At 66.3% G+C, this 17,046-nt stretch carries 17 protein-coding genes; 13 read left to right on the top strand and 4 right to left on the bottom strand.

Annotated features, from left to right (window positions below; genetic code table 11):
* Positions 1 to 205: 205 nt before the first annotated feature.
* Positions 206 to 1,510 carry an MFS family transporter gene (locus VSR72_RS18380; protein ID WP_342953778.1) on the top strand — a complete coding sequence of 435 codons (1,305 nt, stop codon included), beginning with the start codon at positions 206 to 208 and terminating at the stop codon, positions 1,508 to 1,510.
* A gap of 30 nt (positions 1,511 to 1,540) precedes the next feature.
* Here VSR72_RS18380 and VSR72_RS18375 read toward each other — a convergent pair whose 3' ends face one another.
* Positions 1,541 to 2,959, bottom strand: a complete 1,419-nt coding sequence (locus VSR72_RS18375) for a PLP-dependent aminotransferase family protein (protein WP_342953777.1) — start codon at positions 2,957 to 2,959, stop codon at positions 1,541 to 1,543.
* Positions 2,960 to 3,090: 131 nt separating this feature from the next.
* Between VSR72_RS18375 and VSR72_RS18370 the strand changes: the two genes are divergently transcribed.
* The 4 genes from VSR72_RS18370 (at position 3,091) to kch (ending at position 6,851) form a co-directional block, all read left to right on the top strand.
* Positions 3,091 to 4,014, top strand: coding sequence for a DMT family transporter (locus VSR72_RS18370; RefSeq protein ID WP_342953776.1), 924 nt, complete (start codon positions 3,091 to 3,093; stop codon positions 4,012 to 4,014).
* Between the two features lie 99 nt (positions 4,015 to 4,113).
* Positions 4,114 to 4,653, top strand: coding sequence for an N-acetyltransferase family protein (locus tag VSR72_RS18365; protein WP_342953775.1), 540 nt, complete (start codon positions 4,114 to 4,116; stop codon positions 4,651 to 4,653).
* A gap of 123 nt (positions 4,654 to 4,776) precedes the next feature.
* Positions 4,777 to 5,673: a mechanosensitive ion channel family protein gene (locus tag VSR72_RS18360; RefSeq protein WP_342953774.1), complete on the top strand. Its 897-nt coding sequence runs from the start codon at positions 4,777 to 4,779 to the stop codon at positions 5,671 to 5,673.
* Complete coding sequence (gene kch, locus VSR72_RS18355; RefSeq protein ID WP_342953773.1) at positions 5,670 to 6,851, top strand: voltage-gated potassium channel protein; 1,182 nt, start codon at positions 5,670 to 5,672, stop codon at positions 6,849 to 6,851. Before VSR72_RS18360 ends, kch begins: the two co-directional genes overlap by 4 nt.
* Before the next feature lie 18 nt (positions 6,852 to 6,869).
* Here kch and VSR72_RS18350 read toward each other — a convergent pair whose 3' ends face one another.
* The gene (locus tag VSR72_RS18350) at positions 6,870 to 7,451 is read right to left on the bottom strand and encodes a putative glycolipid-binding domain-containing protein (protein ID WP_342953772.1); all 582 of its coding nucleotides are present in this window, start codon (positions 7,449 to 7,451) and stop codon (positions 6,870 to 6,872) included.
* Between the two features lie 106 nt (positions 7,452 to 7,557).
* Here VSR72_RS18350 and VSR72_RS18345 point away from each other — a divergent pair, with 106 nt between their 5' ends.
* The 7 genes from VSR72_RS18345 to VSR72_RS18315 all read left to right on the top strand — a co-directional run bounded on the left by VSR72_RS18345 (position 7,558) and on the right by VSR72_RS18315 (position 13,483).
* Complete coding sequence (locus VSR72_RS18345) at positions 7,558 to 8,577, top strand: urea transporter (RefSeq protein WP_342953771.1); 1,020 nt, start codon at positions 7,558 to 7,560, stop codon at positions 8,575 to 8,577.
* A 10-nt stretch (positions 8,578 to 8,587) separates the two neighbouring features.
* Positions 8,588 to 9,364, top strand: coding sequence for a class II aldolase/adducin family protein (locus VSR72_RS18340; protein WP_342953770.1), 777 nt, complete (start codon positions 8,588 to 8,590; stop codon positions 9,362 to 9,364).
* Positions 9,365 to 9,408: 44 nt separating this feature from the next.
* Positions 9,409 to 9,597 (top strand): 4-oxalocrotonate tautomerase, encoded by a 189-nt coding sequence (locus tag VSR72_RS18335; protein WP_028205614.1) that lies wholly within the window; start codon positions 9,409 to 9,411, stop codon positions 9,595 to 9,597.
* A 410-nt stretch (positions 9,598 to 10,007) separates the two neighbouring features.
* The gene (locus VSR72_RS18330; RefSeq protein ID WP_342953769.1) at positions 10,008 to 11,447 is read left to right on the top strand and encodes a cytochrome ubiquinol oxidase subunit I; all 1,440 of its coding nucleotides are present in this window, start codon (positions 10,008 to 10,010) and stop codon (positions 11,445 to 11,447) included.
* Between the two features lie 37 nt (positions 11,448 to 11,484).
* The gene (cydB, locus tag VSR72_RS18325; RefSeq protein WP_342953768.1) at positions 11,485 to 12,489 is read left to right on the top strand and encodes a cytochrome d ubiquinol oxidase subunit II; all 1,005 of its coding nucleotides are present in this window, start codon (positions 11,485 to 11,487) and stop codon (positions 12,487 to 12,489) included.
* Positions 12,464 to 12,631: a hypothetical protein gene (locus VSR72_RS18320; RefSeq protein ID WP_342953767.1), complete on the top strand. Its 168-nt coding sequence runs from the start codon at positions 12,464 to 12,466 to the stop codon at positions 12,629 to 12,631. The genes cydB and VSR72_RS18320 overlap by 26 nt, the downstream gene beginning before the upstream one ends.
* 72 nt (positions 12,632 to 12,703) lie before the next feature.
* Complete coding sequence (locus tag VSR72_RS18315) at positions 12,704 to 13,483, top strand: hypothetical protein (RefSeq protein WP_342953766.1); 780 nt, start codon at positions 12,704 to 12,706, stop codon at positions 13,481 to 13,483.
* Between the two features lie 15 nt (positions 13,484 to 13,498).
* On the opposite strand, the gene VSR72_RS18310 is transcribed toward VSR72_RS18315, so the two are convergent.
* Together VSR72_RS18310 and VSR72_RS18305 are read right to left on the bottom strand one after the other, a co-directional pair.
* Positions 13,499 to 14,203 carry an isoprenylcysteine carboxylmethyltransferase family protein gene (locus VSR72_RS18310; RefSeq protein WP_342953765.1) on the bottom strand — a complete coding sequence of 235 codons (705 nt, stop codon included), beginning with the start codon at positions 14,201 to 14,203 and terminating at the stop codon, positions 13,499 to 13,501.
* A gap of 51 nt (positions 14,204 to 14,254) precedes the next feature.
* Positions 14,255 to 15,121 (bottom strand): arylamine N-acetyltransferase, encoded by an 867-nt coding sequence (locus VSR72_RS18305; protein ID WP_342953764.1) that lies wholly within the window; start codon positions 15,119 to 15,121, stop codon positions 14,255 to 14,257.
* A gap of 321 nt (positions 15,122 to 15,442) precedes the next feature.
* Between VSR72_RS18305 and VSR72_RS18300 the strand changes: the two genes are divergently transcribed.
* On the top strand, positions 15,443 to 16,957 hold the full coding sequence (locus tag VSR72_RS18300) for a carbohydrate porin (protein ID WP_342953763.1): 1,515 nt from the start codon (positions 15,443 to 15,445) through the stop codon (positions 16,955 to 16,957).
* Positions 16,958 to 17,046 lie beyond the last annotated feature (89 nt).

The raw sequence follows: 17,046 nt of genomic DNA, 5'->3' as shown, positions 1-17,046 counted from the left end.
GCTGGCTTTTTTATGCCCAAAACCGGCGTTGGATCGGCCTAATGGGGCCCGTTCGCATCGTTATTACATTTTCCACACATTTAATTACAGTTAGCTAAAATCGCGGGCATCGCGCGCCGGGACCCGGCGGCGCGCGTTCCAACTCTCGCGACGGCTGCATGACGGCCGCTCGCCATAAAACACACAACCAGGAGAAGACCCGCCCATGGACGTCCAGACCGACCAAACCACGCTATCCGCGCAAGACACGAGGCGACGCGTATTCGCCATCGTCGGCGCCTCGTCGGGTAATCTCGTCGAGTGGTTCGACTTCTACGTTTATTCGTTCTGCGCGCTGTACTTCGCGCCCGCGTTCTTCCCGAGCGGCAACACCACCACGCAGTTGCTCAACACCGCCGGCGTGTTCGCCGCGGGCTTCCTCATGCGCCCGATCGGCGGCTGGCTGTTCGGCCGCATCGCCGACCGCCACGGCCGCCGCACCGCGATGATGATCTCGGTGCTCATGATGTGCGGCGGCTCGCTCGTGATCGCCATGCTGCCCACCTACGCGCAGATCGGCGCGTTCGCTCCGTTCCTGCTGCTGCTCGCGCGCCTCTTCCAGGGCCTTTCGGTGGGCGGCGAGTACGGCACGAGCGCGACCTACATGAGCGAGGTTGCGCTCAAGGGCCGTCGCGGCTTCTTCGCGTCGTTCCAGTACGTCACGCTGATTGGCGGCCAGCTTTGCGCGCTGCTCGTGCTCGTGATCCTGCAGCAGACGCTTTCCACGGAAGAGCTGAAGGCCTGGGGCTGGCGCATTCCGTTCGTGGTCGGCGCGTTCGCCGCGCTGATTTCGCTCTACCTGCGCAAGTCGCTCGACGAAACCTCGACGAGCGAATCGCGTCACAAACGCGACGCAGGCACGATTCGCGGCGTGTGGCAGCACAAGGGCGCGTTCTTCACGGTGGTGGGCTTCACCGCAGGCGGCTCGCTGATCTTCTACACGTTCACGACCTACATGCAGAAGTACCTCGTGAACACGGCCGGCATGCACGCGAAAACCGCCAGCAGCGTGATGACCTGCGCGCTCTTCGTCTACATGCTGATGCAGCCGGTGTTCGGCGCGCTGTCCGACAAGATCGGCCGCCGTACGTCGATGATCCTGTTCGGCTCGCTTTCGGTGCTCGGCACGGTGCCGATCATGCACGCGCTCAAGGACGTGTCGAGCCCGGTGACCGCGTTCGTGCTCATCATCGTCGCGCTCGCCATCGTGAGTTTCTATACGTCGATCAGCGGTCTCATCAAGGCCGAGATGTTCCCGCCTGAAGTGCGCGCGATGGGCGTCGGCCTCTCGTACGCCGTGGCCAACGCGCTGTTCGGCGGCTCGGCCGAATATGTCGCGCTGTGGTTCAAGTCGGTCGGCAGCGAAACCACGTTCTACTGGTACGTTACGGCGATCTGCGCGGTCGCGCTCATCGTGTCGTGGCGCATGCGCGACCCGGGCAAGGAAGGGTATCTGCGCCACGAGCCGTGATGCCCCCGCGTGGCGCGGCCATGGCCTGGTTCAGACCGGCTGCGCCACCCGCTCCATCGCACGCTGCAACGTTTCGTAGACCTTCGGACGATTGCACTGCGAAACGTTGAAACGCAGAAAATCGCCCGCGCTGCGCGACACGCTGAACACGTTGCCCGGCGCGAGCACCACGCCTTCCACCAGCGCCTCGCGCGCGATCTGGGCCGCGTCGAGTCCGTCCGGCAATTGCGCCCACACGAAGAGTCCCGCTTGCGGACGCGTCCATGCGCTCAGGCCGAGCGCCGAAAGACGGCGCAGCGTTTCGCCCATGGCGTCGGCAAGTTTCGCGCGCAGGCCGTCCAGGTGCCGCCGATACGTGCCGTCCACGAGCAGGCGGTGCACGAGTTCCGCCACCATCTCCCCGTTGCCGAACGAGACCGCGAGCTTGAGATCGACGAGCGGCTCGATCCAGTCGGCGCGCGCCGCGATGAAACCGCAGCGCGCCGCCGCCGACATCGTCTTCGAGAAGCTGCCGATGGTGACCACGCGCGCGAGCCCGTCGAAGGCTGCAAGGCGCGGCGCGGGCTCGTTCTCGAAGTCGGCGAAGATGTCGTCCTCGACGATCAGCAGGTCGTGTTCCTCCGCAAGCTTCAGCAGTCGATGCGCAACGGCGGGCGCGAGCGTCGCGCCGGTGGGGTTGTGGACCGCCGAGTTCGTCACGTAGAGACGGGGGCGCGATTCGGCCAGCGCGCGCTCGAACGCGGCGAGATCCGGGCCGGTCGGCGTGTACGGCACGCCCACCACGCGCACGCGGTGCGCACGCAGCAGCGCCTGGAAGTTGAAGTAGCACGGGTCGTCCACGAGCACGGTGTCGCCCGGCTCCAGCAAAAAGCGGCACAGCAGGTCGAGCGCCTGGGTGCCGCCGTCGGTCAGCACGATCTGCTCGGGCGCGGCCTCCACGCCGTGCTGGCCGAGCCGCCAGGCGAGCTGCTGGCGCAGCGCGGGCAGGCCGAGCGGCGTCGCGTAATCGGTGAGCGGCGCGCGCGGGTCGCGGGCGATGGCGCGCAGCGCACGCCGAACCGCGTCCTCCGGCAGCCACGAGGCGGGCAGCCAGCCGCAGCCGGGGCGCAGCGCATCCGCCTCGGTCTGCAATGACTGGCGCGTGAGCCAGAGCGGATCGATCTCGCGGTCGAGCTGCGGGCCTAGCGCGGCAAGCGCGAGCGGCGGCGCGTGCCCGGCCACGAAAAAGCCCGCCCCGCGCCGCGCGACCAGTACACCTTCGGCGACGAGACGCTCGTAGGCCTCCACCACCGTCGAATTCGACACGCCTAGCTGCTCGCTCATCGCCCTGATGGACGGCACGCGCGCGCCCGCGGCCAGCGAGCGCGCGGCGATGCGCTCGCGCAGCGCCTGCATCACCTGCTCGACGCGCGTCATGGGCAAGGCTTGCGTTCTCGCTCTGTCTTTCATCTGTACTGCTCCGTGTTCAATACAGTTTGAACAGATTGTACTGATCTGTAGCTTACCTTTGCTTGGCGCGGCGCGCATCATCGGTCTCTCGTCCGAAGTTTTTTTCACGCGCTTTTTTCACACCGAAGCCCATGCGCAAAACGCTCGACTCCACCACCGACGGCTGGCTCTGCGGTCTCGCCGGCGTCCTCATCTTCAGCGGCTCGCTGCCCGCCACGCGCCTGGCCGTGCTCGGCCTCGACCCCGTGTTCCTCACCGGCGCGCGCGCAACTATCGCGGGCGCGCTCGCCGTGCTGCTGCTTCTTTCGCTGCGCGCGGCGCGGCCCGCGCGCGCCGAAGTCTGGCCGCTCATCATCGTCGCGCTTGGCGTGGTGGTGGGCTTTCCGCTCCTCACCGCGCTCGCGCTCCAGCACGTGAGTTCGGCGCACGCCATCGTGTTCGTCGGCCTGCTGCCGCTCGCCACGGCCGTGTTCGGCGTCCTGCGCGCGGGCGAGCGTCCGCAGCCCGCCTTCTGGATCTTTTCCGCGGCCGGCAGCGCCGCCGTGGTGGCGTTTGCGCTGCGCCACGGCATCGACGCCTCGCCGCTCGGCGACGCGCTCATGCTCGGCGCGATCGTCGTGTGCGGGCTCGGCTATGCGGAGGGCGCGCGGCTCTCGCGACGCCTGGGCGGCTGGCAGGTGATCTGCTGGGCGCTCGTGCTCTCGCTGCCCGTGATGGCGCCGCTCGCGTGGTGGCTGCGGCCCGCGTCGTTCGCCGCCGTGGGCGCGGCCTCGTGGTGGGGGCTCGCTTACGTGTCGCTCTTCAGCATGCTGATCGGCTTCGTGTTCTGGTATCGCGGACTCGCGCTCGGCGGCATTGCGGGCGTGGGCCAGTTGCAATTGCTGCAGCCCTTCTTCGGCTTCGTGCTCGCGGCGCTGCTGCTGCACGAATCCGTGCCGCCCGCGATGATCGCGGTGACCGCCGTGGTGATCGCCTGCGTAGCCGGCGCGCGGCGTTTCGGGCGCGCGACGGGCGCTTCGTCTGTGGCCAATCGTGCGGGCACGCAGCGCGTCTAGCGCCTGGCATTTTTGGCGTGCTTCAAAACCGCCCGCGCGCAAGGCATAGTGAGGGATGCAAACCTCCTTCTCCTGTGCCTTCGCGCCTCGTTCCAGCCGATGAACCCACACTCCGACGCGCACGTGCGCGACGCCACCGCCGACGACTTTCCCGCCATCACTGCGATCTACGCGCACCACGTGCTGCACGGCACGGCGTCGTTCGAGGAGACGCCGCCCTCGCTCGACGAACTCCTGCGCCGCCACGCCGCCGTACGCGAGCATGGCCTGCCCTGGCTCGTCGCCGAGATCGACGGCAGCGTGGCGGGCTACTGCTACGCCACGCCCTACCGGCCGCGCCCGGCGTACCGCTTCACGGTGGAAGACTCGATCTATATCGACGAGGCGTTTCGCGGCCGCGGACTCGGCCACACCCTGCTGGGCGCGCTGATCGAGCGCTGCGAGGCAGGCCCGTGGCGGCAGATGATCGCCGTGGTCGCCGACCCGCGCGGCGGCTCGCTCAAACTGCACGAGCGTCTTGGGTTCGAACTGACCGGCACGCTGCGCGGCGTCGGCTTCAAGCACGGCGAGTGGCGCGACACCGCGCTCATGCAGCGCACGCTCGGGCCAGGCGCGGATACGCCGCCTTTCAAAGGCTGACGCGCCACGCTCGAACGCGCTCCGGCAAGCCGCTCGCGCGCCGCAAGCAAAACGCCGCTCGTACAATACGTCCTTTCGCAACGGAGCCAGACCCTTGGCTCCGAAGACAAGGACCGATTCGCCATGCAACCCCTCCTCGAACACCTGCACCCGTCCAACTGGGGCTTCCTGTGGGACGCGCTTTCCGCGCTCGCGCTGCGCTTGTGCGCGGCCGCGGCGATCCTCTGGTTCGGCTGGTGGCTCTCCCGCCGCGTAGGCAACTGGATCAAACGGCGCGGCAGCGGCATCGACCCGACGCTGCGACCCATCGTGCGCGACACGGCCGTGTGGGGCGTGCGCCTCGTCGCCGTGATCGGCGCGCTCTCGCAGATCGGCATTCAGACCGCCAGCATCGTCGCGGTGCTCGGCGCGGCCGGTCTCGCCATCGGTCTCGCGCTGCAAGGCACGCTGCAGAACATCGCGGCAGGCATCATGCTGTTGCTGTTGCGGCCGTTCAAGGTGGGCGACTATATCGACGGCAGCGCTGGCGCCAGCGTCGCGGGCACCGTCGAGGAAGTCAACCTCTTCACCACGCGCCTCACGAAGCCCGACGGCATCTGCGAATACGTGCCGAATAGCGCGCTGTGGAGCAATTCGATCCGCAACTACAGCCGCAATCCCACGCGTCGGCTCGACCTCGAAGTGGAAGTGTCGGTGCGCGACGACGTGAACCGCGCCATCGACGCATTGCGCGGGCTCGCCGCCGCCGACCCGCGCGTGCTGGCCTCGCCCGCGCCGCAAGTGATGGTGACGCGATTCGACGACAGCACCGCGGTGCTCAACGTGCGCGTGTGGTCGAACATCGACACGTTCTGGGAAATGCGCTGGGAGCTGTCACGCCAGGTGCGCCAGACGCTCAACGACGCGCACTTCTCACTGCCCCTGCGCACGCGCGAGCTGCACATCGTGCAGCCACAACCGGCAGAACCGGAGCAACCGACGCAGCCCACGCAACCGACGCAACAAGCGCAGCAGCAATGAACGCGTACGCGCGCCGCCTGCGCGGCTACGCCAGAGGGCTCGTGCCGCACGGCTACCTGGCCTTGCTGCTCGTGATCGATGGCCTGTTGCTGGTGCGCCCGGTCGCGCAGAAGGCGCTCGAACACGCGCGCGGCAACTGGTTCGACGACTGGATCACGCTCATCAACGCGTTCGGTGTGCTCGCGCTTCCCCAGGCGCTGGTCGCCACCGGTCTCACGATGATGTCGTTCGGCATCGCGCTGCGGGCGCGCGTGGCGTGGGCGCTCTCGCTGGTGCTGCTCGCCGGCGCGGCCAGCATTTGCCTGTGGGGCGACTACCGCAGCCACGCGCTCGCCGGCTTCTCGCTCGCACTGGCCTGCGCGCTCATCTACTACTGGCGCCGCTTCGACCGCGCGAGCGTCGCCGTCGGCTCCTTGTTCGCATTCCTGAGCATTGGCTCGTTGGTCGTCTACGCGGTGTTCGGCTCGCTGTATCTCGGCGACAATTTCGACCCGCCTATCCGCAATCTCGTCACGGCGTTCTACTTCTCGATCGTGTCGATGTCCACGGTCGGCTATGGCGATATCGTGCCGCGCTCGGACACCGCGCGGCTTTTCACGGCCTCGATCATCGTGCTCGGCATCACCGTGTTCGCGACGTCGATCAGCGCCGTGGTCGGGCCCGTGATCGGCGGGCATTTAAAACGCATCGTGAAGGGAGGCATTTCCAACGTGACCCGCAAGAACCACTATCTAATCGTCGGCGCTTCGCCGCTCGCGCATAGCGTGTATGCGGGGCTCATCAAGCGCGGCTACGCGGCGACCGTGATCGTCGCGCCGAATACGCCGCACAACTATCCGGCCGAGGCCGACCTCATCGTCGGCGATGCGAGCGACACGGCCACGCTGCACGACGCAGGCGCCGAAACCGCGCTCGCCGCGCTCGCGCTGCGCTCGGACGATGCCGAGAACGCCTTCGTGATTCTCGCGATCAAGGAAATCGCGCCGAAGGTGCGCACCGTGGCGCTCGTGAACGACAGCCGCAACTTGCAGCGGCTGCGGCTGTTGCAGCCGGACATGGTGTTTTCGCCGCAACTGCTGGCGGGCGAACTGCTCGCGCGCACGCTCAATAACGAGACCATCGACAACACGCTGATCGAGCAGCTGCTGTTCGGCAAAAGCGCGGGCGGCGCGGCTTAAGCGATTGATCGCCGCGTTTTACCGCTCCGCCGGCGGTAAGCGCCGGAACAGCGTGGGATAGTCGATCACGAGCCCGTCTTCGTCCACGCGCAGGTTTGCCGTGAAGTCGCGGAAGATGCCCTCGTAGCGGTACTCGCGATCGCGCTCGATGCACACGTAGGCCTGCTCGACAGGCTTGGGCTCCAGATCGGGCGCGGCGATGTATACCACGCGGATCGGCTGGCGTTCGCCGCGCGCGAGGCCCAGACGCCGGATAGGCAGCGTGTTCGTGTACGGCGTCGCGGCGATATCGATGTCGATGCAGCCGTCGAGCGCTTTCAGTTCGCGGCCTTCGCCGTCGGTCCAGTGACCCTTGCCGTCGCTGCGCAGCACGAGCGATGCGCCGCCCATCACGCGAAACGCCGCCCAGCGCACGCGCCAGTGCGCGTCGCACTCGATGGCGTAGGCCAGGCCATAAGACTTGCCGTAGCGCTCGCCGACGACCACGCTTTCCGCGCGGATCGTGTCGCCTCTTTCGCCAAATTTCGGGCCGCAATGCGCATCGAACGCCAGATGCTCGATGCCCTCGCCCGTTTCGGATGCCCAACGCACTTCACGCATCGTTCGCCTCCACAGTGACCATCATGACCGCCGTGCGCGTATCGTAACGCGCCCGCAAATAGCGACTATCAATGTGCGCGCATGCGCGAGGCGGGCCGCATCGCCTATGCTCGCATTCTGGCCGTCCGTGTGCCTCGCACCGGGGCCGTACTCGCCCGTTTCCGCACGCCACGCCTTCGCCATGTCCGCCCGATTTTCCGCCGCTTCCGGCGCCATTGCCGATACTGCCGCGGGTCCCGCATTGCCCGCGCTTTTGCGCAGCCTCGGCCAGATCGTGCTGCAAGCGCATGCGGGGACGGGCGTGTGCCTGCTCGCGGCGCTCGCGCTCACGGATTGGCGGCTTGCGTTCGCCGCCCTGCTCGGCGCCGCCGCGGCCAACGTCTGCGCGGTCGTGGCAGGCCACCCGGAACCGGCGATCCGCGACGGCCTCGCGGGCTACAACGGCGCGCTCGCCGCGCTCGCGGCGTTCACCTTCGTCGGCGATGCGGGCACGGCGGCCGCGCTCGCGCTCATCGCGGGCGGCGCGAGCGCGTGGATCGCCGGGCCGTTGAACCGCAGTCTCGCTCGCGCGCAGCTCGGTCTGTATTCCGCGCCCTGCCTGATCGCGACCTGGATCTGGCTGCCGCTGCATCCCGGTAGCGACCCGGTCGCCAGCGCACTCGCCGCAGCGCCGCACGACACGCCGCTCGCGGCCGCAGCGCACGCCGCTGCCGGCGTGTTGAGCGGTCTCGCGCAAACCACCTTTGCATCGGGCGCGGCGGCGGGCCTGTGCGTGCTCGCGGGCCTCGCCTGGTCGTCGCGCCGCGCGGCCGCCTATGCGCTCGGCGGCGCGGCGCTTGCCAGCGCCCTCGAACTCGCGTGCGGCGCGAGCCCGGACGCCTTCAGCGCGGGCCTCGCGGGCTTCAACGGCGCGCTCGCCGCGCTCGCAGTCTGCGCGCTCGGCACGCGCGCCGCGATCTGTGCGACCATGCTCGCCGCAGCCCTGCATCTGGCCGCCGTGCGCTGCGGACTGCCCGCGCTGACCGCGCCGTTCGTGTTCGCAAGCTGGAGCGTACACACGGCGGCGCGACGCCTGCGCGCGCTGTCTGCGTCATCCAGGCCGTCTGAAGAGTCCACCGTCCGCTGAAGGAATCGCCATGTCTTTCGCCCATCGCCCGACGAGCACCTGCGCCGAGACCGCACCGCGCTCCGCCGCCGAGCAGCAACTGCGCGTCGATCTCGCCGCCGCTTACCGCCTCATCGCACTCAATGGCTGGGACGACCTCATCTACACGCACGTGTCCGCCGCCGTGCCCGGGGAACCCGGCCGCTTCCTCATCAATCCGTTCGGCCTCGCCTTCGACGAAGTGCGCGCCTCGAACCTCGTGAAGATCGACACCGAAGGCCGCATCGTCGGCGAGAGCGACCACCCCGTGAACGCCACCGGCTTCGCACTGCACGCGGCCGTGCATCTCGCGCGGCCCGACGCCGTGTGCGTGATGCATCTGCACAATACGGCGGGCATTGCCGTGTCGATCCAGCGCGACGGCCTCCTGCCCGCCTCGCAGCACGCGCTGCGTTTTTACGGCCAGCTCGCGTGGCACGACTACGAAGGCCTCGCCTTCTCTCCGGCCGAAGGCGCGCGCCTCACGTCGAACCTGGGCGACAACCCTGCCATGCTGCTGCGCAATCACGGCACGCTCACGACCGGCCGCACGGTAGCCGAGGCCTATGTGCTGATGGCGACGCTCATCAAGGCCTGCGAAATCCAGCTGCAGGCGCAGGCGGGCGGCGTGCCGCTCGTCTTGCCGCCGCCCGCGGTGGCCGAACGCACAGCCGAGCAGTTGCGCGACGGCGGAGCGATCGAAGGCGTGCTCGAATGGCCGGCGCTGCTGCGCAAGCTCGATCGCATCGATTCGTCATACCGCGACTAACCTCGCCGATTCCATCGCATCACTGAGTTTTCAAGGAGACCCGCATGCCGACATTCCACATCGAAATGTTCGAAGGCCGCAGCGTCGAACAGAAGCGCCAGCTCGCCGCCGCACTGACCGAGACCACCTGCAAGGTGCTCGGCGTCGAGCCACAGTCCGTCGACATCATCTTTCACGACGTGAAGCCTGAAAACTGGGCGACGGCCGGCAAGCTGTGGAGCGATCCGCGCTGACGTTGCCATTTCCATCGCATTCCTTATCTTTTCCGCCTGGCGGCGCACGCACCGATTGCGCCGCCAGGCGCGCCTGAATCCTCCCCCGCACGATTGCTTACGCCGCGCCCCGAGGCGCATTGCCGCACCCCATGCGGCTGCGCGGTGTATTGACGCAGCGCCACACCTCTCGCGTCTCCCGTCTGCACAACGAGCGTTTAATCTAAATTGATCTTTATCAATGCGTTAGCGCATGTTTTCGTCTCGTAGAGATTGACGACTGCGACACGCTGGCGCACGTCGCAGTGCAGCAAAACCGCCGCCGTTCCCCTACGCTTACGTCCATCGCACGCAACCACAGCGCCCCCACTGTGATGCAGTGCGCAGTTTCTCCCCGCGCATTTCCCGGTAAGCAAGCAACAGGCACGCACATGCACACGTCACTATCCGCCTTCGACCTGGCCCGGCTGCAGTTCGCCTTCACCGTCTCGTTTCATATCGTCTTTCCGGCGCTCTCCATCGGCCTCGCGAGCTTCATCGCCGTGCTCGAAGCCTGCTGGCTCAAAACGCGCCAGCCGTTCTACAAGGACCTCTACCTCTTCTGGTCGAAAGTCTTCGCCGTAGCCTTCGGCATGGGCGTCGTGTCCGGCGTTGTCATGAGCTATGAGTTCGGCACCAACTGGTCGGGCTTCTCGTCGTTCGCGGGTCCCATCACCGGGCCACTGCTCATGTACGAGGTCATGACCGCGTTCTTTCTCGAAGCGGGTTTCCTCGGCATCATGCTGTTCGGCTGGAACCGCGTGAGCCCGCGCGCCCACTTCGGCGCGACGCTGATGGTCGCCATCGGCACGCTCATTTCCACGTTCTGGATCCTCGCCTCGAATAGCTGGATGCAGACGCCGCAAGGCTTCAAGATCGTCGATGGCCACGTCGTCCCGGTGGACTGGTTCAAGATCATCTTCAATCCGTCGTTCCCGTACCGTCTCGCGCACATGGCGATCGCCGCGTTCATCGTGGCCGCGCTCGTGGTGGCCGCGAGCGGCGCATGGCATCTCCTCAAGGGGCGGCGCGACCCCGCCATCAAGAAGATGTTCTCGATGGCGCTCGGCCTGCTGCTCGTGCTCGCGCCGGTGCAAGCCTTCGTGGGCGATGCGCACGGCCTGAACACGCGCGAATACCAGCCCGCCAAGATCGCCGCGATCGAAGGCATTTGGGATACCGAACAAGGCGGCACCGCGCTCAATCTGTTCGGCATTCCCGACATGCAGGCGGAAACGACGCGTTACGCGGTTTCTGTTCCGCACCTGGGCAGCCTGATCCTCACGCATAGCTGGGACGGCGAGATCAAGGGACTCAAGTCCTTCCCCGCCGACGAGCGTCCCAATTCGCCGCTCCTGTTCTGGAGCTTCCGCGTGATGGTCGGTCTAGGCCTCCTGATGATTCTGCTCGGCGTGATGGGCTGGGTGCTGCGCCGCCGAGGCACGCTCTACGAATCGCGCAATTTCCAGCGCTTCGTGCTCGCCATGGGCCCGACAGGCTTCATCACGCTGCTCGCGGGCTGGGTCACGACCGAAGCGGGCCGCCAGCCCTGGGTGGTCTATGGCGTGATGCGCACGGCGCAAGCGGTGTCGCCGCTCACGGCGCAACAGGTAGGCGTTTCGCTGATGGCGTTCGTGGCGGTGTACTTCCTCGTGTTCGGCACGGGCATTTACTACCTGCTCAAGCTGCTGCGCAAAGGTCCTGCACTGCCCGACGCCAAGCCGCATTCGCCCCACGAACCGCGTGAACCGCACGTGGCTCTCCCGGCGCTCGCCGTGAGTCAGCCCGCACGCCGCCCCATGTCCGCCGCCGATCAGCTGATCGACGCCTGACGCTCCCCGCATTCATCGTTACGAGGCTAGCAAGCAAATGGATGTCACCGTCATCTGGGCCGCGATCATCGCGCTCGGCGTTCTTCTCTACGTGGTGCTGGACGGCTTCGATCTCGGCATCGGCATTGTGTTTCCGCTCTTTCCCGACGAGGAAGAGCGCGATCTCATGATGAACACGGTCGCCCCCGTGTGGGACGGCAACGAGACCTGGCTCGTGCTCGGCGGCGCGGGGCTCTTCGCCGTGTTTCCCGTGGTGTACTCGACCGTGCTTTCCGCGCTCTACCTGCCGCTCGTCTTCATGCTCGCGTGCCTGATCTTCCGCGGCGTGTCGTTTGAGATCCGCGCCAAGGCCAATCGCACGAAGCATTTGTGGGATCTCGCGTTCATCGGCGGCTCGACGGGTGCGGCGTTCTTCCAGGGCATCGCGCTCGGCGCCTTCCTGCAAGGCATTCCGATGGACGGCGGCCAGTTCGCCGGCGACGCCTTCGGCTGGCTCACGCCCTTCAGCCTGCTCTCGGGCTTCGGGCTCGTCGCGACCTACGCGTTGCTCGGTTGCTGCTGGCTCGTCGCGAAGACCGAGGGCGACCTGCAGCGCCGCCTGCGCAAGCTCGTCTGGCCGCTCACGGTCATGCTGCTCGGCTTCATCGCGCTCGTGAGCCTGTGGACGCCGCTGCAGGACACGGCCATTGCCGAACGCTGGTTCCGTTCGGGCCTCTTCTGGCGTCTCGCGCCGGTGCCGCTGCTCGTGCTCGCGTGTGCCGCGTGGATGCGCTGGGCCGTGCATGCGCGCCATCACAAGACGCCCTTCATCGCGGCGATCGGGCTCGTGCTGCTCGGCTATGCGGGCCTGCTCGTGAGCCTGTGGCCTTACGCGATTCCGCAGGGCCTCACGCTGTGGCAAGCAGCCGCGCCGCGCGAAAGCCAGATGTTCACGCTTGCGGGCGCAGCGTTCATTCTGCCGATCATCCTCGCGTACACGATGCTCGGTTACTGGGTCTTTAGAGGCAAGGTGCGTCATGGCGACACCCATCACTACCACTAACACTGCGACTAACACCGCTCGCCGCGCGCTGCCCGGCTGGCTATGGTTCGTACTCCTCTGGTGTGCGGGCGTGGGCGCGGCCGTGTCGCTCGGCTTCGCGTTCAAGGTTTTTATGAACCTCACGCTGTTCGCCGTGAAGTGATATGCACGAGCACGCTCGATTTTACGGCGCCGCGTTAGACTGTAGGCTCTCTGTCACCCGTGTGAAACCTTCATGCAACAGATGACCTTCATGGAATGCGTCAAGCGCGCGTGGGCGAGCGCCTGGCAGGCCGCCGTGCAAATGCCGGTTCTCATCGCGGGGACCTTCGTGATCTACGCGGCGCTCGGCTGGTTCGGGCTTGCCGGGCGGCCCGTGCCGACCGAAGGCGCGACGCCCTCCGCGGGGCTCATTGTGCTTGGCAATCTCGCCTCGCTCCTGAATTCGCTCATCTACCTCTGGTTCACGCTCAAGGTCTCGCGCTTCGTGCTGCTAGGCGAGCGCAGTGCGCCGCTCATGCCGGCGGGCGCCAAGCCCTTCCTGCGTATTTTCGCGGTCGGCCTCATTCTGGCGGTCGCGCTCGGCGCATTCGCGCTCTTGCTGTGGGTCGTGCTGCGGCCTCAGTACCAGGGGGGCGCCGCGTTCCTCTTTCTGGTGGTCATCGCGATCTGGATGTTCGTCGCGGTGCGCCTCTCTCTGCTCTTTCCCGCGCTTGCGATCGGCAGCCCGATCGCCTTCGGTGCAGCATGGCGCGACAGCCGCGGGCACTTCTGGAGCCTCTTTGGCGTCACCTTGGTCGCCGCGCTGCCCATCGCGGTGTGCGGCCTGGTCGTGCTGATCGGCATGGGCCTCGCGGGCGTCTCGCCTGAAATCGTGCGCACGCCCGGTTGGCTCACCGCGCTCGCCGTTGGCCAGAGCATCGGCAATATTGTGTTCGCGCTGCTTACCACCACGGCGCTCGCGTGGCTTTATCGCCGTTACGCGCAAGCGCTCACTACGCCCGCTGCGCGCTAGTCTCGCACTACCCGGTTACCACACGCCCGGCACGAAGCGATAGCGCACGCGCGCCAGATACTCGCGGTAGCCGGGCAAATTCTCCGCGAGCGTCTGTTCTTCCCGCACTGCGCGATAGCCGATCCCCACGACCATGACCGGCACGCAAGCGAGCCCCCACCACGACCCGAGCATGAGCGGCGTGCCAACGAGAAAGAGCAGCGCGAAGCCATACATCGGGTGACGCACATAGGCATACGGGCCGGTGTCGCTCACCGTATGCCCGCGCTCGCTCTGAATCTTCACCACGGGCGCCGCAAAGCGGTTCGCTGCGAAGACCGCTCGCGTCGCGTAGATATCGACGAAGATGAAGATGGCGCCGAGCACGCTGAGCCACAGCGGCACGCGCGACCAGCCCATGCGCACGGCGTCGATGCCCATCAGGCACAGCCACGCGCAAAATCCCACCGAAACGCACAGCATGAACACGCGGTCCCACGGTTGCTGCGTGCGTTGGGCAAACGGCGCGAGCCGCTCGACAAGGAGGCCCGGATCTTCACGCCCGAGCCACAGCCCGATCCAGACGCCGCACAACGCCCACTCGATGAGCCACAGCCACGCCGCCGTCCAGGCCAGCGTGCCCGCCGAAGCGAACAGCAGCACGCCCATCAACCCGAACCAGACCACGACTTGCACGAACAGCTTCGCCATTAGCGCTTTCGTCATTTTCAGCTCAGTCATGATGCCCTCCTTGCACGCGGGCGGAGCATCCTTTGGCGTGCTTACCCGCGCTTACTGTTTCGCGCTGTGCGAAGTCATGCGCGCGTATAGCGCGTCGGCGTCGATACGCTGCGCCGCATCGCCGCGCGCGAGATCGATGCCGAAGCGTTCGCGCAGACACAGCGCGAGCTCCGCTCCATTTGTAATCGTACGCTCCTCGCTCACCTGGCCTTGCGCGTCGCGTTCGGTAAAGCGATCGTTGAACAGGATCGCACGGCCGCCTTCGCGCGCCATGCACGCGATCAGGCTGAACGTGAAGAACGAATCGGGCGACGCCGACGTGTACCAGTTCGCCACTTCGTAGTCGACCCATTCCGCTGGCGTCAATTCGAAGCGATAGACGTCAAACCATTTCTCGCCATCGAACAGTTCGAGCTTGCGCTCATTCGCGCCAAGCGTCACGAGGCGCGCCGGTTCGTGCGGCGTTTGCTGTTCCGCTTCGGTCGACAGCGAAAGCGGTGTGCACAGCGTCGCGCCGCCAAAACCCACGTCCACGAGCCACGAATCGCCTTGCGCCTCCACGCGCAGCAGCATGTGCGTGCGCGGCGTGCTCGCGCCCGGCGCCTGGCCCAACAGCACGCGCGCCGATAGCGGCGTCACCGCGAAGCCCAGCTGCATGAGCACATGCGCGAACAAGGTGTTGTGCTCGAAGCAGTAGCCGCCACGATGCCGCGCGACGAGCTTCTCGACGATGTCCGGCAACTTGACCGACACGCGCCGCCCGGCGAGCGGATCGAGATTCTCGAACGCAATGGCAAGCGGATGAAGACGGTGCAACTCGCGCAGCACAGCGAGCGTCGCTGCACGCGGACCGTCGTAACCGATGCGGGCGAAGTACGGGTCGAGATCGAGTTCGTAGCGTGTGGAAATGTCAGTCATGGAGGCTGTGTGTTTTGAAGTTTGAGCGGTGAACGGCCCTTCACACCCGAGATGATAAGCGACTTCATTCGCCTGACTAATTCGTCGAAAACTAACGATCTGTAATGAAAAAACGCACACAAGACAGGCATTCGTAAGGCTTCCGATGACGCCGCGTAAAGCAAGCGTAAAACAGTTGAGAATCATTCTCGTTTTTGTTGACGCTCGCATTCGCTATTAGTACGATTGGCGCCGTCTGGAGATGTCGGGTATTCAGCGGCTTGCGAATAACAAACGCCAACGCGATCAATCAAGCAAACATTTCAATAAGTAAGGAATACGATGGAATTGACCCGAACCGTCCGCGCGCCTGCGCTGGCCTGCTCGCGCAGCGCAGCGCCAGGCCGCCTGGCGCGCCGGCGTGCACCGGCGTTGCGCGCCATTGCGGTGCTTGCCGCGAGCGCGACATTCGCGTGTGGAGCCGCCCGCGCGCAGAGCAATGCAAACCCCGACGCCGCCCCTGAAGCACCGGAAGCCGACCTCGCCATTCAGGCGCAGCCGTCCAGCTTCTGGACCGGCATCTGGACGCGCCAGACCATGCTCGGCGACATGGGCGGCCTGCGCCCCTGGCTCGGCAAATACGGTGTCACATTCCAGCTCACGGAGACGAGCGAGTACCTCGCTAACCTGCGCGGCGGCCTGAAGACCGGCGGCGCGTACGACGGCCTCACGACGGCGACGGTCCAGGTCGACACGAGCAAGGCGCTCGGCATTCCGGGCGGCCTCTTCAACGTGAGCGCCCTGCAGATCCACGGCACCAACCTGAGCACGTCGAACCTCGGCACGCTGAACACGGCGAGCGGCATCGAAGCGACGCCGACCACGCGCCTGTGGGAACTGTGGTACCAGCAATCGTTCTTCAACAAACGCCTAGACGTGAAGATCGGTCAGCAGAGTCTCGACCAGGAATTCATCGTGAGCCAGTACGGGGCGCTGTTCATGAACACGATGTTCGGTTGGCCCGCGCTGCCTTCGTACGACATGCCCTCGGGCGGTCCCGCCTATCCGCTCGCGGGTCTCGGCGTGCGGGTGCGCGGACAGATCACACCCTCGTTGACGGCGCTCGCAGGCGTGTTCTCAGGCGACCCGCTCGGCAACGATCCGAACAACCTTAGTGGTACGAACTTCAATCTGCACAACGGCACGTTGTGGATCGGCGAACTGCAATACGCCATCAACCAGCCGTCCGAAGGCGAACTGGTCAGCGCGGACAATCGCAGCCTGCCCGGCACCTACAAGGTGGGCTTCTGGTACAACAACAACGCGTTCGCCGACCAGCGCTTCGACAACACGGGGCTTTCGCTCGCGAATCCGGCATCGACCGGCGTCGCGGCGCAGCACCAGGGCAACTACAGCTTCTACGCGGTGGCCGACCAGATGATCTGGCGTCCCGATCCGGACGAACCGCGCAGCATCGGTGTATTTGCGCGCGTAATGGGCGCACCCGGCGACCGCAATCTCGTGAGCCTCGCGGCCAACCTCGGCATCGTGATGAAGGCGCCGTTCAAGGGCCGCGACAACGACAGCGTGGGTCTCGCCGCCACGTACATCAAGGTTGGCAACAACGTGCACAACCTCGACCTCGACCAGCAGATGTTCACCGGCGGTCCTTACGGCGTGCGCACGCAGGAAACGGCGCTCGAAGCCACCTATCAGTATCAGGTCACGCCGTGGTGGATTATCCAGGCCGACGCGCAATACACCTTCAACGCGGGTGCCGGCCAGAATCCGCAGGATCCGACCGCGCCGCTGCGCAACACGTTCGTGGTGGGCGTGCGGACCAACATCACGTTCTAAGCCCGAGAAAGCGCAACCGACCCATGTTCAACCCCAAGTCCTCGCGTTTTCCCAACCGCATACGCTGCGGTCGCGCGAGGCACGGAGAT

Source organism: Paraburkholderia sp. JHI869 (assembly GCF_038900775.1).
Classification (GTDB): domain Bacteria; phylum Pseudomonadota; class Gammaproteobacteria; order Burkholderiales; family Burkholderiaceae; genus Paraburkholderia.
Note: the sequence above shows the minus strand (reverse complement) of the source record. Positions and strands in the feature narration are given on the sequence as shown.